The 22,645-nt window shown below is 48.9% G+C and carries 19 protein-coding genes; 14 read left to right on the forward strand and 5 right to left on the reverse strand.

The genetic code is table 11. From position 1 onward, the window contains the following. Position 1 precedes the first annotated feature (1 nt). Positions 2-649, forward strand: a complete 648-nt coding sequence (locus DWZ40_RS16580) for a DUF1847 domain-containing protein (RefSeq protein ID WP_118543974.1) — start codon at positions 2-4, stop codon at positions 647-649. On the opposite strand, the gene DWZ40_RS16585 is transcribed toward DWZ40_RS16580, so the two are convergent. After that, entirely contained in the window at positions 632-1,951 is a 1,320-nt protein-coding gene (locus DWZ40_RS16585) for a Na+/H+ antiporter NhaC family protein (RefSeq protein WP_118543975.1), read from the reverse strand. The two genes, DWZ40_RS16580 and DWZ40_RS16585, sit on opposite strands and share 18 nt — an antisense overlap. Before the next feature lie 273 nt (positions 1,952-2,224). Between DWZ40_RS16585 and DWZ40_RS16590 the strand changes: the two genes are divergently transcribed. The 4 genes from DWZ40_RS16590 to DWZ40_RS16605 all read left to right on the forward strand — a co-directional run bounded on the left by DWZ40_RS16590 (position 2,225) and on the right by DWZ40_RS16605 (position 8,401). After that, positions 2,225-3,127, forward strand: a complete 903-nt coding sequence (locus DWZ40_RS16590; protein ID WP_118543976.1) for a DegV family protein — start codon at positions 2,225-2,227, stop codon at positions 3,125-3,127. 1 nt (position 3,128) lies between these two features. Next, positions 3,129-4,568, forward strand: a complete 1,440-nt coding sequence (locus DWZ40_RS16595; RefSeq protein WP_182431776.1) for an ATP-binding protein — start codon at positions 3,129-3,131, stop codon at positions 4,566-4,568. 13 nt (positions 4,569-4,581) lie between these two features. Further along, a complete protein-coding gene (locus tag DWZ40_RS16600) occupies positions 4,582-5,550 on the forward strand; it encodes a GerMN domain-containing protein (protein WP_118543978.1) in 969 nt (322 codons plus the stop codon). Positions 5,551-5,623: 73 nt separating this feature from the next. After that, the gene (locus tag DWZ40_RS16605) at positions 5,624-8,401 is read left to right on the forward strand and encodes a ComEC/Rec2 family competence protein (protein ID WP_147354205.1); all 2,778 of its coding nucleotides are present in this window, start codon (positions 5,624-5,626) and stop codon (positions 8,399-8,401) included. On the opposite strand, the gene DWZ40_RS16610 is transcribed toward DWZ40_RS16605, so the two are convergent. Further along, on the reverse strand, positions 8,393-9,145 hold the full coding sequence (locus tag DWZ40_RS16610; RefSeq protein ID WP_118543980.1) for a LytTR family DNA-binding domain-containing protein: 753 nt from the start codon (positions 9,143-9,145) through the stop codon (positions 8,393-8,395). The genes DWZ40_RS16605 and DWZ40_RS16610 overlap by 9 nt on opposite strands. 286 nt (positions 9,146-9,431) lie before the next feature. Between DWZ40_RS16610 and DWZ40_RS16615 the strand changes: the two genes are divergently transcribed. Next, positions 9,432-9,842, forward strand: a complete 411-nt coding sequence (locus tag DWZ40_RS16615; protein WP_118543981.1) for a ribonuclease Z — start codon at positions 9,432-9,434, stop codon at positions 9,840-9,842. Here the strand turns inward: DWZ40_RS16615 and sstT are convergent. After that, entirely contained in the window at positions 9,839-11,062 is a 1,224-nt protein-coding gene (sstT, locus tag DWZ40_RS16620) for a serine/threonine transporter SstT (RefSeq protein WP_182431775.1), read from the reverse strand. The genes DWZ40_RS16615 and sstT overlap by 4 nt on opposite strands. A 244-nt stretch (positions 11,063-11,306) precedes the next feature. On the opposite strand from sstT, the gene DWZ40_RS16625 reads away from it, so the two are divergent. From DWZ40_RS16625 to rsmH, 3 genes are all read left to right on the forward strand, one after another. Beyond that, the gene (locus DWZ40_RS16625; protein WP_118543983.1) at positions 11,307-11,996 is read left to right on the forward strand and encodes a TIGR00266 family protein; all 690 of its coding nucleotides are present in this window, start codon (positions 11,307-11,309) and stop codon (positions 11,994-11,996) included. A gap of 678 nt (positions 11,997-12,674) precedes the next feature. Then, positions 12,675-13,901, forward strand: coding sequence for a tyrosine--tRNA ligase (gene tyrS / locus DWZ40_RS16635; protein ID WP_118543985.1), 1,227 nt, complete (start codon positions 12,675-12,677; stop codon positions 13,899-13,901). A gap of 2 nt (positions 13,902-13,903) precedes the next feature. Further along, entirely contained in the window at positions 13,904-14,986 is a 1,083-nt protein-coding gene (gene rsmH / locus DWZ40_RS16640) for a 16S rRNA (cytosine(1402)-N(4))-methyltransferase RsmH (RefSeq protein WP_118543986.1), read from the forward strand. A gap of 77 nt (positions 14,987-15,063) precedes the next feature. On the opposite strand, the gene DWZ40_RS16645 is transcribed toward rsmH, so the two are convergent. After that, a complete protein-coding gene (locus tag DWZ40_RS16645) occupies positions 15,064-16,194 on the reverse strand; it encodes a DUF362 domain-containing protein (protein WP_118543987.1) in 1,131 nt (376 codons plus the stop codon). Between the two features lie 743 nt (positions 16,195-16,937). Here DWZ40_RS16645 and DWZ40_RS16655 point away from each other — a divergent pair. From DWZ40_RS16655 to DWZ40_RS16665, 3 genes are all read left to right on the forward strand, one after another. Next, positions 16,938-17,606 carry a hypothetical protein gene (locus DWZ40_RS16655; RefSeq protein ID WP_118543988.1) on the forward strand — a complete coding sequence of 223 codons (669 nt, stop codon included), beginning with the start codon at positions 16,938-16,940 and terminating at the stop codon, positions 17,604-17,606. A gap of 172 nt (positions 17,607-17,778) precedes the next feature. After that, positions 17,779-19,455: a DUF3298 and DUF4163 domain-containing protein gene (locus DWZ40_RS16660; RefSeq protein WP_118543989.1), complete on the forward strand. Its 1,677-nt coding sequence runs from the start codon at positions 17,779-17,781 to the stop codon at positions 19,453-19,455. Positions 19,456-19,487: 32 nt separating this feature from the next. Further along, a complete protein-coding gene (locus DWZ40_RS16665; RefSeq protein WP_243032207.1) occupies positions 19,488-20,303 on the forward strand; it encodes a histidinol-phosphatase in 816 nt (271 codons plus the stop codon). Between the two features lie 50 nt (positions 20,304-20,353). Here the strand turns inward: DWZ40_RS16665 and DWZ40_RS16670 are convergent, their stop codons facing one another. Then, positions 20,354-21,070, reverse strand: coding sequence for a GntR family transcriptional regulator (locus DWZ40_RS16670; protein ID WP_118543991.1), 717 nt, complete (start codon positions 21,068-21,070; stop codon positions 20,354-20,356). Between the two features lie 164 nt (positions 21,071-21,234). Here DWZ40_RS16670 and DWZ40_RS20385 point away from each other — a divergent pair, with 164 nt between their 5' ends. After that, positions 21,235-21,723 carry a transposase gene (locus DWZ40_RS20385; protein ID WP_279220681.1) on the forward strand — a complete coding sequence of 163 codons (489 nt, stop codon included), beginning with the start codon at positions 21,235-21,237 and terminating at the stop codon, positions 21,721-21,723. After that, positions 21,704-22,117, forward strand: a complete 414-nt coding sequence (locus DWZ40_RS20390) for a transposase (RefSeq protein ID WP_279220682.1) — start codon at positions 21,704-21,706, stop codon at positions 22,115-22,117. Before DWZ40_RS20385 ends, DWZ40_RS20390 begins: the two co-directional genes overlap by 20 nt. The last annotated feature ends 528 nt before the right edge of the window (positions 22,118-22,645 follow it).

Here is a 22,645-nt window from a genome sequence, read left to right on the forward strand (position 1 = left end):
CATGAGTGAGAAAAAACAGACCTGCTTCAGCTGCGTGGATTGCGGAAAATGCGGCTGCAAAAAGCATAACGGAGACTATCCGGAGTTTTGCGCGACCGCAGCACTGACGGAGGAAGAGCTGCAGGAGATCGCGCACCTGTATGAAAACCGGGTCAACAAAAAAGTAGCCATTGCTTCTGCGGAAGTAGAAGGGGAATTCTACGGCAGATATACCCGTGTGGAAGAGACCATCGAGTTTGCAAGACGCATCGGCGCGAAAAAGCTGGGAATCGCGACCTGCATCGGTCTCCTGGAAGAAAGCCGGATTTTGGCAAAGATCCTGCGCCTAAACGGGTTTGAGGTTTACAGCGCAGCCTGCAAAACCGGCTCCATGTTAAAAACAGATATCGGCGTCAAACCGGAATACACCTGTGTAACCGGCAATGTAATGTGCAATCCGATTCTGCAGGCAAAGCTTTTAAATAAAGAAAAAGTGGATTTAAACATCATCATGGGATTGTGCTGTGGACATGACAGCCTGTTTATCAAGTATGCGAAGGGTCTGACAACAACCCTGGTAGTAAAGGACCGTGTCCTTGGAAACAATCCGGTGCAGGCGCTGTATCAGGCACGCGCATATTACAAGAGACTGTTAGAAAAGCCGATTTAGGTGCCGCACATGCCCTGCTTTATTGGCGGCGCTGAAAAGATAGCACAGCGGCACCAGATACAGAAAGAATGCCGCAAGCAGGCTGCTCATGGGGGCTCCGATGGTTGCCAGGGGAACGGCGCCCGCAATGGACCACGGGATGAGCGGTGCGACGACAACGGCAGAGTTTTCCAGATCAAGAGCCATGCGGCTGTTGTTGGGCTCTAAGTCATTTCCCAGCTGTCTGGTCAGCATAATGGAAAGGGTCTGGTTGCAGGCAATCATGGAAGTACCGATGGCAGCTGTCAGGATTGCGCCGAACGGGGTAATACGTGATCCAAGCTTTGATAATCCGTTCTTCAGTCCGTCTAAGAGTCCGGTATTCTGGAAGATGCCGGCGTAGGAAGAAGAGATGCACACGATCGCGGCAACTTTTACCATGGAAAGGATTCCGCCTCCGTCAAGAAATGCTGCAACTTCCGGATCGGCAGCGTGGTAGCCGGATAAGAGCAGCTGCGGCAGGTCGGAAAAGGACAAATCCTGAATGAAAAAGCCAACGATCAGGGAAACGGCGATGCTGGCAAGCATGGCAAATTTTACCGGGATGCGCATCAGCGCCAGAATCAGGATCACAATGGCTGGCAGGATCGCTGCCGGGTGAAGCACAACCTCCCGCCCGAACAGGGCGGTAAGATCCGTCGTTTCAGCCTGACTGTGCAGCTGGAAGCCGAAAACCCCGTACAGGATGCAGGTCAGAAGAAACGGAAGCCATGCGGTGCGGACCATGTTTTTGATGTTGTCAAAGATGCTGGTTTTCGTCAGCTCGCTGACCAGAAGTGCGCTGGTGGAAAACGGGGAACAGCGGTCTCCGAAAAAGGCTCCGGAGAGAATGGCACCGCCGAGAAGCATCGGGTTTGCACCGGCAGAGACGCCCATGGCCATGCAGATCACACCGATGGTGGCTGCCGTGCCAAATGAAGTACCGGTCAGCACAGAGAGCGCACTGTTTAAGAGAAATGAGACAAGTAAGAGCACTTCCGGGCGCAAAAGTCTGGTGGCGTGGCAGATGATAAACGGAATCGTCCCGCAGGCGCGCCACAGGGCTGTCATCATCCCAATCAGGACAAACACGATCAGAATGTTTTTGGCAGTGAGAATGCCGGAGATGAGCATGGAGAGAATCTTCTTTGGAGGATTCCTTTTTTTTAATGCATATCCGCTAAAGAGGATGAGTCCTGCAAAGAGGGCATACAGGGTAGGAAGCCCGAAGATAAGACAGGTTATCAGAATAAGGGAAAACAGCCCCAGGGTAACAGTTTCCATGAAAAAATACTCCTTTTCGTTTGTAATAGGGAAACCGCAGATGTTGCGAACGACACCGGCAATGAAATGACCGGGTTCCCACTCACTATCCTAACACAGTTTCTTTTTCCTTCCAAGATGAAATACTGCTTCCATTTCCATAAAAAATGAGATAGAATGAACTGTAACACTGAGATCCCGTGGCTGTGTACGTGAAAAATAGTTACGGGACAGAATGGAAACAAGACCGGTTCAGACCGGATCACGATACCCCGGAAGGAGAAAAAGCAGAGTATGAAAATTGCAATCGTAACGGACAGCAACAGCGGAATTACCCAGGAGCAGGCAAAAACCATGGGGATTTATGTGCTGCCGATGCCATTTATGATCAACGGAGAAACCTTTGAGGAGGATATCAACCTGACCCAGGAAGAATTTTACAAACGTCAGGCGGAAGATGCGGACATCAGTACTTCCCAGCCTTCCCCGCAGGCGGTTACAGATCTGTGGGACAGCTTGTTTGCACAGGGCTACGAGCAGATCGTCCACATCCCGATGTCCAGCGGCTTAAGCGGATCCTGTCAGACTGCCCGTATGCTGGCGCAGGATGAGCCCTATGAAGATAAGGTATTTGTCGTGAACAACCAGCGCATCTCCGTGACCCAGCGCCGTGCCGCAATGGACGCGAAGGAACTGGCAGAGGCTGGTTTTAACGGAAAGCAGATTTTCGAAATCCTGGAACGTGTCAAGATGGAATCCAGCATTTACATCACGGTTGACACCCTGAAGTTCCTGAAAAAAGGCGGACGTATCACACCGGCAGCAGCAGCGCTTGGTACCCTGCTGCGCATCAAACCGGTGCTCCAGATCCAGGGCGAAAAGCTGGATTCTTTTTCCAAAGTCCGTACCATGAAGCAGGCGCGCACAACAATGCTGTCCGCGGCAGAGAAAGACCTTTCTGAGCGTTATGCAGATCCAAAGGCAGAAAATACCTGGATCTTTGTGGCACATACCCAGAATACGGAACCTGCAGAAGAGTTTGCAAAAGAGATCGAAGCACAGTATCCGGCTGCCGGTGCAATTGATCAGGCACCGCTGTCTTTGAGCATTGCCTGCCACATCGGACCAGGTTCCCTGGCAATCGCCATGTCCAAGAAGATCGATATTGAGGCAGAACGGAAACGCTATGGCTTATAAAATGAAAAAACTGCAGATTCCCTGGCTGAAAAAACGGGTCGTCAGTTTAAAATTGCCAATCACGGTCTGCCTGGTCCTGTTTGGTATCATTCCCATGTTTTTGTGCACCCAGACAATCTTAAGCTCGCTCAGGCAGACCCAGATCGACGAGCGCATGGTAGAAGTGCAGAATCAGTGTCAGATCTTAAGCAGCAAAATCGCACGCACCGGATATCTTTCCGGGGAAGACCGGAGCAATTTAAACAGTGAGATTGAGACGATTGCAGATGTTTACAATGGACGCATTGTCGTGGTGAACCAGGATTTCAAGATCGTGCAGGATACCTTCCATATTGCGGAAGACCGCATTCATATCGCGGATACCGTCATCCGCAGTTTTCAGGGGGAAACCGTGAGCCGGTACAACCGCGATAAGCATTATTTTGCCCAGGCAATCCCAATCTACAGTCTGTCCCAGGACAAGCATGTCGAGGGGGTTCTGGTTGTGACTGCATCAACCGAGGCCATGATACGCCTGACCGACACGGTAGGAGACCGGCTGATTCTGTTTCAGGTGATCCTGGTTCTGGTGCTGATTCTGGCTGCAGTACTGGCGGCGGCCATGATGGTCCGCCCGTTCAAGGACTTCCAGGTCCGCCTGCATCATGTGGAGCAGGGAGCTCTCGATACCGATATCAGCTCCGAGGCATATCGGGAAACACGGGATATTTCGAATTCGGTTGCCCAGACCATCACGAAGCTTCAGGAAGTCGATCAGTCCAGACAGGAATTTGTTTCCAATGTGTCCCATGAACTGAAGACGCCGATCACATCGATCCGCGTACTGGCAGATTCCCTGATGGGCATGGGCGAGGTGCCGGTAGAACTTTACCGGGAGTTTATGGAAGATATTTCAAATGAAATTGACCGCGAGAGCAAAATTATCGATGATCTGTTATCCCTGGTAAAAATGGATAAGTCAGAAGCGGAGTTAAATATAACCCAGGTAAACTTAAATACGCTGGTAGAGCAGATCTTAAAACGCTTAAAGCCGATCGCAAACCGCCGGAAGGTAGAACTGATCTTTGAGAGTATCCGGGAGGTGACGGCCGACGTCGATGAAATGAAGCTGTCCCTTGCCATCACCAATCTGGTAGAAAATGCGATCAAATATAATATGGAAGAAGGATGGGTGCGTGTAACCCTGGATGCAGACCATAAATTTTTCTATCTCAAGGTGCAGGACTCCGGAATTGGAATTCCGGAAGATGTCCAGGATCGTATTTTCGAACGTTTCTACCGGGTAGATAAAGCCCGTTCGCGGGAAACCGGCGGAAGTGGTCTTGGTCTTGCCATTACCAGGAATGTCGTACTGATGCATAAGGGAGCGATCAAACTTTCCAGCAAAGAAGGGGAAGGCAGTACCTTTACGCTTCGCATTCCATTAAACTATATCGCCTAGCAGGAGGAGTTTTATGAAACAATCGCAGTATCGATGCAAAAAGGCCGGCAGGCTTTTTTACAGGAATCGCCTGATGCTTCTGATCGTTCTTCTGGCAGGGCTTTTTCTGAGCGGATGTCAGAAACGGAACACTCCTTTGCAGGATGGCGAATCAGAGTATCAGATCTATTATATGAACCAGGCAGCAAATAAGCTGATTGCGCAGCCCTACCGCACCAAAACAGACGATACGGAGCGTCTGGTCGGGGAACTGGTGGATGCGATGCTTCATGTACCGGCTGATCTGGATGCCCAGGCTGTTTTATCCGATAAGGTAGTGTATCTTGGCTGCCGTCAGGATGACAATGTGCTTTACCTGTTTTTTGACAACAACTACACCAGTATGAATGCCTGCCAGGAGATTTTATGCCGGGCAGCGCTGGCAAGAACCCTGACCCAGGTGCCGGGGATTGAATATATCAGCATTTACTCTGGTGACCAGCCTCTGTTAGATCGAAACGGAATGCCGGTTGGTCCGATTTCCGCAACGGATTTTGTAGACAGCATTACCGATGTCAATGCCTATGAGCGCACAGAGCTGACGTTGTATTTTACGGATGAAGATGGGACGATGCTGTATCCGGAAAAACGCAGTGTCATGCATAATGTAAACACATCCGTAGAGCGGGTCATCATTGAAGAACTCATCAGCGGACCGGAACAGCCGGGACTGATGCCGACTTTAAATTCGGATATCAAGATTTTAAATGTTTCCGTCAATGAAAACGTCTGCTATGTTAATTTTGATGCAGCATTTTTAAACAATTCCCTGGAAGTAAAGGATTATATTCCGATTTATTCCATTGTGAACTCCTTATCGGAACTGTCCAATGTCAACCGGGTGCAGATCACGGTGAACGGCTCCCAGGAAGTCACATTCCGGGAAAATATTTCATTAAATACATTGTTTGAGAGAAATCTCGATTATACAGGAGGAAATTAATATCAGACATCCATTGCTGCTTTTGACAGGGGGATTCGTACTTGGAGAGGTCGTAATCCTGCATCAGGGCACAATGAAAAAACTGGCGCTGCTTTTTGCGGCGGCGCTCGTGCTGTGTGCGGCTGCTGTGCTGGCAGACCGCCGCAGAAGAAAGTTTTGCATTGCAGATCACCGTGGAGGTGCCCGTGGCGCATCCACCGGATGGGGCAGGAGCTTAGGAATCAGGCTTCTGCCTCTTTTTGTATTGTTTGGCATGGCACGCGGTATGCAGGAGCAGCATGTGGTGGTTAAGGAAATGTGCATGCAGCTGGATGCAGAAAGTACTTATGGAGAGGGACGGATCGTTTCTGTCGGGGAAAAAGAAGCCTGGACGGTTCTTTTGTTAAAGCAGGTGTCTACAAAAGAAGGCAGACTTCGATATCTGCAGGTGTATGTGGAGCGGGATCTGGAAGGCACAGGGAATGCAGAAAACCAGGATGACCGGGCAAAGCACTCTGCTGAAAAGACAGAAAACAGAAATGCAGAGAAAATCGATTCTGATCGAGAAACAGAAGTCCGGGCGGAGCAACGCGCTCCGTACCGGATTGGGGAATCCGTGCGGATCTGGGGCGAGTTTACCGCTTTCCAGACTGCTTCCAATCCGGGGGCGTTCGATTATGCAGCATATTACCGGGGAGAAAAGCTGGTATGGAGGGTGTTTGCACGGTCTGTAAGGAACATCGATGGGAAATCCTATGGCTTAAGCCGTCCCGTTGATGGTCTGGCAAATATGCTTTGGCATGTTCGGGGCTGGGCGTCCGACCGGCTGAAGCTTTTGGCGGGAGAGGAAGACGGAGGCATCTTTGCAGCCATGCTGCTCGGCGAGAAAGGCAGTATGTCGGAAGAAATCCGTGATCTGTACCAGAAAAATGGCATTGCCCACCTGCTGGCGGTGAGCGGGCTTCATCTGTCACTGGTCAGTATGGCAGCTTATGGCTTCTTGCGCAGGGCAGGAGCCGGGTATGGGAAGGCAGCCGTGGCGGGAGGGACGATCCTGGTTTTTTATTGCATGCTGACAGGGGCATCGCCTTCGGTTCTGCGTGCGCTGGTCATGACACTGTGCGGTTTTCTGGCTGCTTATCTTGGCAGAACCTATGATCTGTTGTCTGCTATGGGCTTGTCCGCGCTGCTCCTTTTGTGGTACAGTCCCTACCTGATGGATCAGGCCGGTGTCCAGCTTTCGTTTGCGGCCATCGGAGGTATTGGGCTTGCCAGGGACTTGGAAAAGGGCGGGAAAATGGCTGCTTCTGTGTGGGAGCAGACGATGCGGATGACTCTTTGTATGCAGCTTGTCTCCCTGCCGGTCGTATTGTGGCATTTTTTTGCGTATCCGCTGTATGGAATCTTTTTGAATCTGCTGGTAGTGCCGCTAGCAGGAATCATTGTGGGAACGGGAGCCGGGGGACTTCTTGCCAGTCTTTTCCGGATACAGGCGGGTGCGTTTCTGACCGGAGGAGGCCGTGCGGTTTTGGCGTGGTATACATTTTGCTGCAGGTGTTTTATGAGATTGCCGGGCTGCAGCCTGCTCATGGGGAGACCGGAACTTTGGCAGATCGTGCTCTATTATCTGGTACTGGGAATTGCGCTGCAGGTCGGCAGTGAAAATAGGATGGTGGCTGTTTGCGGGTCTGACAGGAGGGGTGGGAAGCAGCCCAATTTGGAATATACCTGGCAGACCGGGAACCGGCCCGATCTGAGATATGCCCGACAGGTCAGAATCGTGCGGAAGATTGCTTTAAAAACCCGGGAGTATCTTCTTGTGATCGCATTGCTTGCCGGACTGGTATGTTTGCACACTCCGGCGGTGCGCGGTCTGGAAGTGACGATCCTGGATACCGGACAGGGAGACGGCATCTGCATCCGCACAAAGAATCAGGTGATTCTGGTCGACGGAGGCAGTACCGACCAGAAAAAGCTGGGAGAATACAGCCTGGAGCCGTTTTTGCGGAGCAAGGGAATCCGCTTCATAGACCTTGCCATTGTCAGCCATGGAGACTGGGATCATATCAGCGGTTTAAGCTGGCTGATGGAACAGGCAGCAGAGAAGGGAAAGAAGGGGATAGGAAGACAGGAAGCGGCAGGTGGGAAAGCTGCGGATTTTGTGAAGGTGAAAACGCTGGTACTGCCGGAGAAAGGAAAAGGAGAAGAAGTGTATGAGAACCTGAAACGATTGTGCGAGCAGCAGGGCGGTCATGTGATCTGGGCTGCGCGTGGTGACGGCTGGAAGGAAGCAGGAGACGGAATACTGACCCTTACCTGCCTGTATCCGGAACGGAATGTCCTATCCGGGGGTGACAGTCAGATACAGGCCGCGAGGAAGCCAATGATACAAATGCCCCAAACATTCCGTGAAAATCATGTGGAAACAGACCGAAACGAACATTCCCTGGTCTTTTTGCTGGATTATCGTGCGTTTCATATGATGTTAACCGGAGACATGAGTGCAAAAGGGGAAGAAGAACTGATTCGTCTGGAGAAACACGAAGCAGAGGATATGTCAGAGAACGTGTCAGAGTATATGGATGGCAGCAGAGCAGAGAAGGAGGATATTTGGATTTTAAAGACTGCGCACCATGGTTCTGCATATTCCAGCAGCGAGGCATTTCTTTCCTGGCTGGATCCGGACTGTGCGGTGATTTCCTGCGGAAAAAAGAACCGTTACGGGCACCCGCATCCGGACACGATAAAGCGCCTGACGGACTGCGGCAGTAAGATTCTGCTTACGACAGAAAACGGTGCCATCATCTGGAAAACAGACGGGCACCGGGTCTGGCTGAAAACGATGAAGCGGGGAGCAGGAAGATCAGAATGATCCGTCTTTCCGCAAATTATGAAATACGTAGGAAAAATAAGCATCCTGGGTTTCTTTTTTTGTTCTGCGGCTGCAAAATAAACTTTCCCCGTTTTTAAAGAGGATCTTTCCATCTTCAGAGATCGCCTGAACCTGGGAAAAATTCACCAGAAGTGTTTTGCTGTTTAAATAAAAACTTCCGGATTTTGGCAGCAAAGCAAGCAGATCGGAAAAAGACATGCGGGTGCGGATGTCGTCTTTCATGGAGTGCACCAGCAGACAGTGACCGGATTTTTCTACGTAGACGATATCGTCCAGTGAAAGCGGACGGTTTACCGGGGCGGCGCCCTGTCCGGAAGTGACTGGAATGGTGATGCAGGACGGTACAGCGAGATGTTCCCGGATTTCCTGAAGACACCAGGCGAGTTTATCCGGCTCTACTGGTTTTAAAAGATAATCCAGTGGATGCACTTCGTAGCCTTCCAGTGCAAACCCCAGCTCCGATGTTGTAAAGATAATGGGGATCCGTTTGGACAGACAGCGCAGACGCCTGGCTGTCTCCATGCCGTTTAGGTCGTTTTCCTCCAGCATGATGTCCAGAAAAACAGCCTCAAATGTACCTGGAATGAATTCTTTCAAAAATACTTCTCCATTCGGATAGCAGGAAAAATCTGCCGGGATTCCAAGTTTTCTATGTTCTTCCCGGATCAGTCCCAGGAGGTACTCCTGATCCTCGGTCCGGTCCTCTACGATCGCGTAATGCATAAAATTCTCACCTCACAAGAAAGGATGTGCCTTGGCACATTCCTGCGCCGGAGCGCGGCTGCTCTGGCAGCCATCTACGTTTGTTTATGACCAGTGTAACATGGAATAAATGACGTGTAAAATGGAAAATTGCTTGTAACGGGCAAAAGGAGATGTTACCATAAATAACAGAAATGCTGCTGCTGCCCGGGAAAAGGAGAATCTGAATGGACATCCGCTTGCCGGGAATGCATCTGAAAACAGCAGCAAAACGGTATTGAGAAAAGAAGCAGGGGGAAAACGAACTATGATTATTATGGTATGTGTCGATGATCACAATGGAATGATGTTCAATAAGCGCCGCCAGAGCCAGGACCGTGTGCTGCGGCAGCATATGCTGGAGCTGACAAATGGAAAGAAGCTGTGGATGAATACTTACAGCAGAGGTCAGTTCTCAGAGGAAGCTGCCAGCAGCATTCAGGTGACAGAAGATGGATTTCAAAATATCCCATCCGGGGAATATTGCCTGATCGAAGACCAGGACCCGGCTCAGTACGCAGAAAATGCGGAAGAATTAATCCTGTTTCGTTGGAACCGCAGTTATCCGGCAGATTTATACTGCACTTTGGATCTGTCGGCGTGGAAACTGGCGCAGACAGAAGAATTTGAAGGGTATTCGCATGAGAAGATCACGCAGGAGCGCTACGTGAGATATTAAAACTTAATTTCTTTTCCTTCCAGTCTCCACTGCCTAAATTCTGCAGAAGCGGAAAGGAGCAGGTCGGAGGAGGAGTTCAGTGCGGTCTCAACAGAATCCTGGATGACTCCGATGATGAAGCCAACGCCGACTACCTGCATGGCAATATCATTCGGGATACCGAATAAGGAACAGGCCATCGGGATCAGCAGCAGGGAGCCGCCGGCAACACCGGATGCGCCGCAGGCAGAAAGGGCAGCCAGAACGCTTAAAATGATGGCACTTGGAATATCCACTGTGATGCCGAGCGTGTGTGCGGTAGCCAGAGCCATAACGGTGATGGTGATCGCTGCGCCGTCCATGTTAATGGTTGCGCCAAGCGGAATTGTAACGGAGTAGGTATCCTTGTCCAGTCCCATTTCCTTGCAGGCTTCCATGTTGATCGGAATGTTTGCTGCAGAGCTTCGGGTGAAGAATGCGGTGATCGCGCTTCTCTTTAAGCATTTGAAGATCAGCGGGTACGGATTCTTGCGGATGCACCAGAATACCAGGATCGGGTTGGTAACAAAGTAAATGAACAGCATGGAACCAACCAGAACGGCAAGGAGTTTTCCGTACTCTGTGAAGATGGAAAGACCATTCTCGGAAACGGTGCTGAATACAAGTCCCATGATGCCAAACGGTGCAAAGCTGATGATCCAGGTAACTACTTTCGCAAGACCACCTGCAATTTCATCGAACATGGTTTTGGTGGTTTCGCTCGCGCCGCGCAGACCAATGCCGAATAGCACTGCCCATACCAGGACACCGATGTAGTTTGCGCTCACGATGGACTGAACCGGGTTGCTTACCATGTTTAAAAGCAGGGAACTTAATACTTCCGTGATTCCCTCCGGAGCAGCCAGGTCAGATGCGCCCTCAGCCAGAGTCAGGGTGATCGGAAATATCATGCTGGCGATCACGGCGATGACAGCAGCCAGGAAGGTACTGAACATGTACAGGATGATCACGGTACGGATGACGCCGCCGTGGCTCTTACCGGAATGACACAAAGAACTGATGACCAGGAAAAATACCAGGAGCGGAGCGACTGCTTTTAACGCACCTACAAAAACATTGCCAAGGATGGAGATGCCGGCAGCCTGCGGAACTGCAAGGCCTAAGATGGCACCGATGATGAGACCGGCAACGATTCGTTTTACAAGACTGATGTCGCACCAGGTTTCGAATAGCTTTTTCATAAACATGCCTCTTTCTTTCGTTAATGGATCAACTGTGATTGATCTGTGGGCGACGCCCAGTGTTTTATTATACACAATTTGCAATAGAAATACAAATGTTTTTTCTGCACGGACATTTCCGGAAGATTGTTTGCGGATGGCTTTTGAAATATTTCTGAATTGAAAGAAAATTGTAAATTCTCCCCATCTGTTTTGTGGTATTCTATTTATAGAAAACAACAGCAAAGAAAATGGAGGGAACGCGATGAAGTATCAGATTCTTGGAACAACCATGCCTGCAGTGGAGATTTTATTTGAACAGAGCGGAGAGAGCATGTATACCCAGACCGGCGGCATGGCATGGATGACAGAGGGTATCAGCATGACCACCAATGCACGCGGCGGTCTTATGAAAGGAATTGGCCGTATGTTTGCAGGGGAATCCCTCTTTATGGCAACTTACAAGGCAGAACAGCCTGGTACCCAGATCGCGTTTGCTTCGACGGTTGCAGGAAGCATTCTCCCAGTCAATGTGGGGGAAACCGGAGGAATCATCTGCCAGAAGGGTGCATTCCTCTGCGCCCAGGAAAGTGTTGATTTGAATGTTACTTTTACCAAAAAAGCGTCCGCAGGTCTGTTTGGCGGAGAAGGCTTCATTCTGGAGGAATTAAGCGGAAGCGGCATGGCATTTCTGGAGATTGACGGGGATAAAGTCATCAAAAATCTGCAGGCGGGCGAGGTACTGAAGGTCGATACCGGCAATGTCGTTGCGTTCGAAAAGAGCGTTCAGTACGAGATTGAGACGGTCAAAGGTTTCGGAAATATCATGTTTGGCGGAGAAGGTCTGTTTTTAACCAGACTGACCGGTCCTGGCAAAGTGGTATTACAGACTCAGAACGTCGCAGAGTTCGCAGGAAGAATCGCAAGATACATCCCGGCTGCTACCACAAAATAGAGATTGCCTGTCTGCGTTTCCATCAAAGGGGAACCGCCGCATGCGTTGATACGCAGAAATCGTTTGCCGGGACTTGACATTTTGAGGCTTCCACTTTATAATGCGATATATTGGCAAGATACTGTTTCTACGATGCGAAAATAGTATCATTGACATCCAAAAGTCGTAAATACAGGTTAAGGCATTGAAGAGAACAAGTAACAGTCCGAGGTACCGCACAGAAAGCAGCCGGCAGATGAGAGGCGCGCGGAAAACGAACTGCGAATACATCCCGGAGCCGTGCACCGAACAAAATCAGAACCACAGCGTTACAGATATGTCGCAGAAGTTATGGCATGGAAACGCCAGGATTCCGAAAACCGCATTGGAATCGCGAAAGGGGGTTCTGCATGGATCAGTAGGCTGCGCCGGATTACAGCATCCGTTATCATGCTGGAACAAAGCAGGCGGAAACAAAATGCATCAATCAGCATCGATCTGCAGCTTTGTTCGCTGAGGCAGGCAGTGTGAACTGTTTGTGAAGTAAGGTGGTAACACGAGACGTCCCTCGTCCTTTCTGGCATTTGCCAGGAGGACGGGGTTTTTTATTCCCATGAATCAATTTAGAGAACGCTGTCAGTGGCAGCCCTGCAGGTTTCATGGGAAGTTATTTCTAAGATATCAAAAAGGAGAATGACAATGAACTGTTATGAAGAGCTGGTAGCCCGCGGTCTGATCGCCCAGGTTACAAACGAAGAAGAAATCAAAAAAATGGTAAACGAAGGAAAAGCAACCTTCTATATCGGTTTTGATCCGACTGCAGACAGTCTGCACGTAGGTCATTTCATGGCACTGTGCTTAATGAAGCGTCTGCAGATGGCAGGCAACAAGCCGATCGCCCTCATCGGCGGCGGTACCGGTATGATCGGTGATCCGTCCGGACGTACCGACATGAGAAAGATGATGACTCCGGAGATGATCCAGCACAACTGCGACTGTTTCAAAGAGCAGATGAGCCGTTTCATCGACTTTAGCGATGGCAAGGCTCTCATGGTAAACAACGCGGAGTGGCTGTTAAAATTAAACTATGTAGAGCTGCTGCGTGAAGTTGGTGCCTGCTTCTCCGTTAACAACATGCTGCGTGCAGAGTGCTACAAACAGCGTATGGAGAAAGGCTTAAGCTTCTTAGAGTTCAACTACATGATCATGCAGAGCTACGACTTCTATATGTTATACCAGAAATACGGCTGCAACATGCAGTTTGGCGGCGATGACCAGTGGAGCAACATGTTAGGCGGTACCGAGCTGATCCGCCGTAAGCTGGGCAAGGACGCTCACGCAATGACCATTACCCTGCTGTTAAACTCCGAGGGCAAGAAGATGGGCAAGACCCAGTCTGGCGCCGTATGGTTAGACCCGAACAAGACCACTCCGTTCGAGTTCTACCAGTACTGGAGAAACGTGGCAGATGCCGATGTATTAAAGTGTCTGCGTATGCTGACCTTCCTGCCGCTTGAGCAGATCGATGAGATGGACAAGTGGGAGGGCAGCCAGTTAAATACTGCAAAAGAGATCCTGGCATATGAGCTGACCAAGCTGGTTCACGGCGAGGAAGAGGCTAAGAAAGCACAGACTGCAGCACGTGCACTGTTCAGTGGTCAGGGCAGTCTGGAGAACATGCCAAGCTTTACCTTAACCGATGCAGATTTCAACGAGGGAAGCATTGACATTCTGGCAGTTCTGCAGAAATCCGGTCTGGCTCCGACCCGTTCCGAGGCAAGAAGAAACGTAGAGCAGGGCGGTGTATCCGTAAATGGTGAGCCGGTGAAGGAGATCAAGACAGCCTACACCAAGGCAGACTTTGCAGGTGACGGTATGGTTGTAAAACGTGGTAAGAAGAAATTCATGAAGGTAACAGCTGAGTAATTATGGAAGAAAATAATCAGAATAGGAATGCGGGGCAGGATTCGCAGACCCCGCACAAGCGCCGTGTCCGCTATAAGGGCACCCATCCGAGAAGATTTGAGGAAAAATACAAAGAGCTGAACCCGGAAAAATACGCAGATACCATCGAGCACGTTATTCAGAAGGGCGGAACACCGGCGGGAATGCACATCTCCATTATGGTGAAAGAGATTTTGGATTTCCTGCAGATCAAGCCGGGCCAGAAGGGCCTCGACGCAACGCTTGGCTACGGTGGTCATACCCGTGCCATGTTAGAGCAGCTTCATGGCGAAGGCCATATTTACGGCCTGGACGTAGACCCGATCGAGTCTGTGAAGACGAAAAAACGTTTGGAGGATCTTGGTTTTGGCGAGGATATTATGACGGTGCGCCAGATGAACTTTGCTGACATTGACCAGATTGCAAAAGAAGTTGGACCGTTCGATTTCATTCTCGCTGATCTTGGCGTTTCCTCGATGCAGATCGACAACCCGGAGCGTGGCTTTTCCTATAAATTCGACGGACCGCTGGATCTGCGCTTAAACCCGCAGGCTGGGATCTCTGCGGCAGAGCGGTTAAAAGAAGTTGACCGGGAAGAACTGGCTGGCATGCTGCTGGAAAACTCCGATGAGCCGTATGCGGAAGAAATCGCACGCTGCATCACCGGAGCTATCCGCAAAGGGGAAAAGGTGGACACGACCACGAAGGTGCGGGAGCTTATTGAACAGGCGCTTTCCTTTATCCCGGAAAAAGAACGGAAGGAAGCCGTGAAGAAAGCCTGCGCCAGAACCTTCCAGGCCCTGCGCATCGATGTAAACAGCGAGTTTGAGGTGCTTTACGCATTCCTCGACAAGCTGCCGCATGTGCTGGCACCAGGCGGTCGCGTGGCGATTCTGACCTTCCATTCCGGCGAGGACCGCATGGTAAAGAAATCGTTTAAGCAGTACCAGAAGGCTGGACTGTACTCCGAAATCGCGGAAGATGTCATCCGGCCGTCCGCAGAAGAATGCGTCCGCAACAGCAGAGCAAGATCCACGAAGCTGCGGTGGGCAGTGAAAGCAGATTAACAATTTAAGTATATGACAAGGGCCGTGTGAGTTGCCTTTTGGCAACGCACACGGCCCTATTAAAGTTAATCAAATTGTTACATTTTGATCAATTCATAATCCCGGCTTCCCAGCCCGATCTTCTCAGCATGCTCCAGGCAGGACTTCCACTCGGACTCCGGTGTGGAGTTGGTGAAATGGTCGTGGTGGTCATGGAAATTTGGATCTGCGAGATGCTTTGCCAGCTGGCTTCCCGGCATCGGCTGTGCAGCCATGCAGGCATCGACGCAGGCCTGATCCAGGGCCAGCGGGTCGAAAGAAGCAAACATACCGATGTTTGGCAGGATCGGAACATCGTTTTCGCCGTGGCAGTCACAGTTTGGGGAGACATCCACGATCAGGGAAATATGGAAGTTCGGTCTGCCATCCACAACCGCCTTGGTGTACTCTGCCATGCGGCAGTTTAACAGCTCATTCGCATTGTTGTTGTCGAAGATAATCGCGTCAAAGTTGCAGGCACCCAGACAGCGGCCGCAGCCCACGCAGTTATCCTGATTGACATGCATCTTTTTCGTGGATTCATCGAATACCAGACCGCCGTTGGCGCATTCTTTCTGACAGCGGCGGCAGCCACGGCACAGGCTCTCCTCAATGTGCGGTTTTCCGCTGCAGTGCTGCTCGGTCTTCCCGGCACGGGAACCGCAGCCCATACCGATATTTTTGATCGTGCCGCCAAAGCCGGTCATCTCATGACCCTTGAAGTGCGTCAGGCTGATAAAAACATCAGCATCCATGATGGCACGTCCAATCTTGGCAGCCTTCACATACTCACCGCCCTGAACCGGAACCTCGATATCGTCCGTACCCTTTAAGCCGTCACCAATGATGACCGGGCAGCCGACGGAAAGCGGGGTAAAGCCATTCTCCCAGGCACATTCCAGATGCTCCAGGGCATTTTTTCTGCTTCCCGGGTACATGGTGTTGCAGTCGGTCAGGAAAGGCTTGCCGCCAAGTTCTTTTACGACATCAGCGACTGCTTTGGCGTAATTCGGACGAAGATAGCTGATGTTTCCAAGCTCTCCAAAATGCATTTTGATGGCAACAAACTTCCCATCCATGTCAAGGTCGGCAATGCCGGCTTTTTTAATGAGCTTTTTTAATTTGGTCGGAAGGCTGTCGCCGAAGGCAATGGTATGAAAATCGGTAAAATATACTTTGGATTTTTCCATGGTTATGTATTCCTCCTGAAGGTAAGTTTTGATCGCATGCATCGTGGCTGCTGTTTGCAGATTTCTGAAACATATTTTATTATAGCTGCAAAAAAATATCAATAAGAGAAAACTATTCATTGATTTTTTTGTTACTGAAGTGAAAAGCTTATTTCCACTTTGAAAGGGACAAAGTAGATGTTAGTCTTTCACTTATTTCCACTTACACTATAGTTGTATTTAGTCTTACACTTTATATACCTGACAGCCATTGCCCAGACTATCGGCAAAGACACACTTATCAGTTTGGAGAACGCGATAAAAACCAGTTTATAAAAGACGGCGTATTGGATATGAAACGGGTCCAGGAAAAATTCATGGTTCATTTTCATGATATTTATGGAAAAGATTCAGACAAATTTGTAGAAGAGAATGGTCGACGTCTGTTTTGCTGTATTTGAAACCAATCATCAATGGAACTGGAAATTATTATATTGAGGCACAGACCAGAGATCAGACACGGACGGATGTCATTGTGGATTATTTGGGAAGACAGTAGGTCATAAGTTGCTTGTCACGTTTGCGTAAATAGGAACGGTAATAAATCCTTAAGAGAAACGTCTGCAATAATCAATGGCAATTAAGAAATTTATCTGCTATACTGTGCGTGTGAAAAGGAAACAGAAGTATTTTGTAACCGAAAACGATGCAGCGGATGAAAATAACACCGCTGAACCATGATTACAGATAAGGAGATAGATCTTATGAAAAAGAAAAACAATGCAATTACAGCTATTGGTATGGCAGCTCTTATGACAGCAGCAGGTGTTCTGACTGCCATGGCAGCCCAGTCCCCGACCATTGTAGCCGGAAGTGGTATGAGCCAGAATGAAGCAGCAGGACCGGGAACAGTTGGTGAAAATGCAGCAGCTGAGGAGCAGGCACCAATCTGGGGCACCATCATCAGCGTGGATGGCAGCAGCATCGATCTGGACTGCCCGGCAGGCAATGTGTTTGAGGGGGAAGTCATTGTAAATATTTCCGATGATACACTGGTTTTGGATGGTGAAAACGGTTATCCAGTGGAATTAAAGGATCTTCAGGCCGGAGAGACGGTGTATGCCTACATCGGCCCGGCTATGGCCATGAGCCTTCCACCGCAGGCAACCGGCGAGGTTGTCATCGGTAAGATCCCGGCAGACGCGAAGGCACCGGAGTACATTACGGTAAAATCCATGACTGCAAATGCAGACGGAAGCTGGAGTCTGGTTTCCACGGCCGGAACCGAGTATGCAGTTTCTGCTGACTGCCGCATTCTGCCGTATCTGACCAGACAGATCGTTTCCCTGGAAGATGTGGAGCAGGGCAGCAACCTGCTGGTATGGAGCGATAGCGAGAACCAGGCACAGAAACTGGTGCTGTTTGCGAGATAGTATGATACAAGGATTATAGTAGCATGCAGTGCGAAACAATCCGGTATCATAGAAGTTAGAAGAACGAGACAGTGAAAAAAGCAGTCCTGCCCGCACAAAACGATGTGGCAGGGCTTGCTTTTATTGCATTGCTTATCGAGGAGGCGCCGGTGATTACGGGGAGGGAAAGAATATGAAAAAAAAGAAATACGAAGTGTTAAAATATACGGCCGCTGCACTTGTGATCGCAGCAGCAGGTTTTACCGGCGGCTGTGCAAAGAAAGCAATCAGCACAGAACGGATTTCCGGGGCAGAAAATGTCTCACAGCAGGAAATTACCATAGCGGATTCGGAAACGGAAACTTCTGATACTGGCGCAGACGCATCAGTAACGGAAGATTCGGATTCCCTGGGCAATCATTCGGGTGTGCTGCCGTTGGAGATTACCACGGAATACAACAATGACTGGGAGGATAACAAGGCACTGCTTTCCGTAAAAACATCTCAGGTACATCTTCTGGAGGAAGGGCATGAAGCATTGGAGAAAGCCATAGATGCCCTGAACCAGAAAAATCTGGATGATCAGAATACCTTTTTTCAGGAAAATCAGGAGGATGCCAGACAAAGCTATCAGGATAGTCCGGAAATGTTTCAGGACAGTGCCTGGGAGTCCGAGGTGAGCGTGACAGCGCTCCGGACCGATGAAACGGTACTGAGTCTGCAGCAGACGGAATACAGCTGGCTCGGCGGCGCGCATCCGAATACCTATTATAAGGGGATTTGTTTTGATACGAAAACCGGAAAAGAGTTGTCACTGCAGGATATTGCAGCAGATTACGACGGCGTTTACGATAGTGTCTGTCAGAAGCTGAAAGAGGAAAACGATCCTGACATGTTTTTTGAGGGCTACGAGGATACCGTGAAAGCCATGTTTTACGGCAAAGATCCGGATTACGGCAGTGTGCAGTGGTTTTTGATGAATGACCGGGTAGTGGTCCTGTTTAACCAGTACGATATTGCACCTTATGCGGCAGGTCCGATCCGCGTGGAGATTCCGTTTGCAGAACGTGCGGACCTGTTTGAGAAGCAGTATGAGACATCGAAAACATCTTATGTCATGCAGATTCAGGAGTACGAGACGCTGGAAGCTGATGGAAACGGAGATGGAAAGAAAGAGGAGATCTCCTACACCGTGGACCGTGATGAATACGGGATTGGCGGTGCTATTACCGTAACCTGCGACAGTACCTCTCTCAACACAGAAAAGCTGATCGAGCAGGATTACGGCGCTTCTGGCGGTTATTCCTCCGAGGGTTACCTGATCCACACTGAGGATGGAAAAACATATCTGTATCTGCAGCATCAGAGTGACAACGATGCCCATTACATCAACGTGTTTGATTTGAGCAAAGGGACACCAGCTTTTGTGGGTTCCTTAGACAGCAGCTGGTCAGGTTCTCCGATCACCGATCCGGAATGCTTCCCATTGTGGGACCGCATGGATGTGCTCGGAACTTACAGCGCGTATCGGATCTACCATATCGGAGAGGGTGGACTTCCAAAGACCGATGAGACTGTGTACCGTCTTGGAAATATGTATAAGGAATATCCGGTTACGCTGGTATCGACACGGGAACTGGATGTGACGGTTGGAACGGGGACTTTGGCGGACTCCTGGAAGCAGGAAACACTGCCGTCCGGAACGTCTTACACGATCACCGCTACCGATGGCGAGAGCTTTGTGGAAGCACAGCTTACGGACGGACGCATCTGCCGGATCCCGGTTACGAAAGCAGCAGACGACTGGGAGTGGAAGATCAACGGAGTCAGCGAAAATGACTGTTTTGAGATGGTACCGTATGTAGGATGATGGAAAGACCAAACAAGGAAGGATTTGCGCAAATGAAAATAAGAGGTGATTTTCACACACACACAACGTACTGCGACGGAAAGAGTACACCCCGTGAGATGGTGGAGGCGGCTTACCGCATGGGGCTTACCGATTTTGGAATATCCGGCCATGCAGATTATTCGATGTATGAGCCGGGCTTTGGCATGTCTGATGCGATTCTGGCATCTTATAAGCAGGAGCTGCAGAAACTCAAAGAGGAATATGCCGGGAAACTGAATCTGTATATCGGCATTGAACTGGATGTGCTGGGACCGCGCCAGCAGGCGGATTATGCCATTGGTTCCACCCACAGTGTATTAAAAAACGGGCAGCTTGTATGTGTGGACGATACGGAGGAAAAGCTGGTACAGGGCGTGGAAACACTCTGGAACGGTGACTGGTACGCGTTTGCGAAGGATTATTATGAGCTGGAGGGAACCGTATACGATCGTCTGAAGTGTGACTGGGTGGGACATTTTGACCTGCTTACGAAGTTTAATGAAGGATATAAGCATTTTGATGAGACGAAGGATGCGTATCTGGAACCGGCACTTGCAGCGATGAAAAAGCTTCACGGGCAGGGACTCCCGTTTGAGATCAATACCGGTGCCATGTCACGCGGTTACCGGACAGCTCCGTATCCGAACCGGATCTTATTGAAAGAGCTCCATGCCATGGGCGGCCGGATCATGATCAATTCCGACAGCCACAGTGCCAGTACCATTGCCTATGCCTTCGACATGGCCGGACAGATTGCCTATGAGTGCGGATTCCGGAAGGTGACGGTGTTAAGTCCGGAGGGATTACGGGAAATTCCATTCAATTAAAAAGGGGCTGTGAAAAATGATGATCTCATTTTTCACAGCTCCTTTTCCTTTTATTCAGACCGTTCGTATCGATAGATAAAGTGAGAACCAATATAGTAGGTTTCCGAATACTCAAAACGGCGTCCGTCAGTCAGATGGCCCGGATGGGAAATTTTCAGAAGCGGGATATCGTCGATTTTCAGCCATTTTTTTTGCTGTGGGGTAGGCAAAACCGCACTGATTGTGCGGGAGCCGTCTGTGGGATCAATGTCATAGTGCTGCGAGATATAATTGTAAAGGGAACCCTCCAGCATACGAAGATCAAAGTTAGGAAACAGGCTGACAGGAAGGTAGGTGTAGTTGAGAGCCATGATCGTGTCGTCTGCGGTACGAATTCTTATAATAGAATGGACCAGCTCATCATCCCCAAGTCCCAGTTCTCTTGCGGCTTCGGGAATTTCAGCGGCCCGATGGATGGAATAAGACACTAAAATAGAGCCTGGAGCTTTTCCAATCGACCGCATATCATCTGAAAAGCTTCGGGTAAAGTTGGCTTTTTTTGAAATTTGTATAGAACTTACAAAGGTTCCCCTTCCCGGCATGCGGTTTATATAGCCTTGCGAAGAAAGCAGATCCAGGGCTTTTCGGGCAGTCATACGGCTGACCTTGTAGCGCTCGCATAGTTCATTTTCTGTTTCAATCTGATCCCCTGTTTTGAGAGCGCCGCTCTGTATCTGATTAAGAATATCCCGTTCTATTTCTTTATATTTCGGTAACTGCTTTCCCATAAAATCCTCTCCGATTTAAATATATTTAACTCAAACTTCCCACACCATTTGGTGTGTTTAACATTGAAAAATCAATATTTTAACCCATAAAAAAGACATAAACCGCTCGCTAGTGGTATAATTGAGTTGACGAAAAACAATTACACAGCAAGGAGATTTATGCCATGTCAAGTATACCACGTAATTCCCAAAACGAAAACAATGTTTTAGATTTTGTCACAAATTTTATCGCGGAGTTTCATATAGGCAAGCTTTTGTTTAAGAGCAATGCCGGAAAAGAAAAGGGGATTCCGGTAATGGATATCTTTCGCTATCTATTTTGCCTCCTTTTTTCTGACAGAAGCATGTATATGCAGCGAAAAACAGGCATATTTAAGGAAGATTTTTCTAAAAATACCGTCTATCGCTTTATAAATAGTCCGAAGACGAACTGGCAAAGGTTTACAACACTGCTTTCTGCAAATATCGTCAATGATTTTATGAAGCCACTGACTTCCGAAGACCGCAAGGACGTATTCATTATCGATGATAGCCTGTTTGACCGGTCACGTTCTAAGAAAACAGAACTTCTTGCAAAAGTCTTTGATCACTGCTCGATGAAATATAAGCGTGGCTATCGTATGCTGACACTTGGTGCAGCTTGGCTGGTCTGATGGAAATTCCTTTGTTTCAATTAATCATTGCTTTCTCTCAGCTGCAGATGACAAAAATCTTCTGTGCAGAGCTGAATGCTATGATGGACGTTCCCTTGCCAGGAAACGAAGAAGTCAATCCCGGCGGAAAGCTACTGATGTCATGGTCGAACTGATCCATTCTGTTCAGAAAGCAGGGATTGCTGCAAAATACGTTGTTTTTGACAGTTGGTTTTCTTCTCCAAAGACAATCCAGGCTTTAAAAAAGGAAGAAAATCTGGATATCATTGCCATGATCAAGAAAAGCAGCAAGATCAAATCTGGATACCAAGATAAAAATCTGAATATCAAGGAAATCTACAGTCGTAATAAAAAGAGGCGTGGACGTTCCAGATATCGGCATATGGGATATTGAAGTTTTCTTCAAATCCTGCAAATCGTATCTTCATCTGGAGAAAGAATGCAGAAGCACATCTTATGATGCCTTAAATGCTCATATTGCCATCGTTTTTACAAGATACATGATGCTGTCTATCGCACAAAGACGTAATACAGATGAGAAAACCATCTGTGAACTATTTTTCTGCCTACTGGATGAATTGGATGATATCACATTCAGCCAATCCATGAGGATTATTATAGATGCCCTAATGGATGCTGTTATGGAATACTTTCATATAACAGAAAGTCAGTTGGAAGAATTTACATCCAACTTTATTTGACGACTGCCAAAATATATGCAACAGGCATTATGCTATGCTTAAAATGCCTGTCAGAATGTTAATTTATGAGTTAAAGTATTGATTTTTCAAGGTGCGAGCCCCATTTTTTATGTGGGAAGTTTGAGCTTAATTATTATAATCGAAATGGAGAAAAAGGTCAATGTATATACAAACAAAAGACACGACAAACGCATGAATGATTATCCCCTGTCAATTCTTTT

It is taken from the genome of Clostridium sp. AF32-12BH, from assembly GCF_003477935.1.
In the GTDB taxonomy this organism is placed as follows: domain Bacteria; phylum Bacillota; class Clostridia; order Lachnospirales; family Lachnospiraceae; genus Brotaphodocola.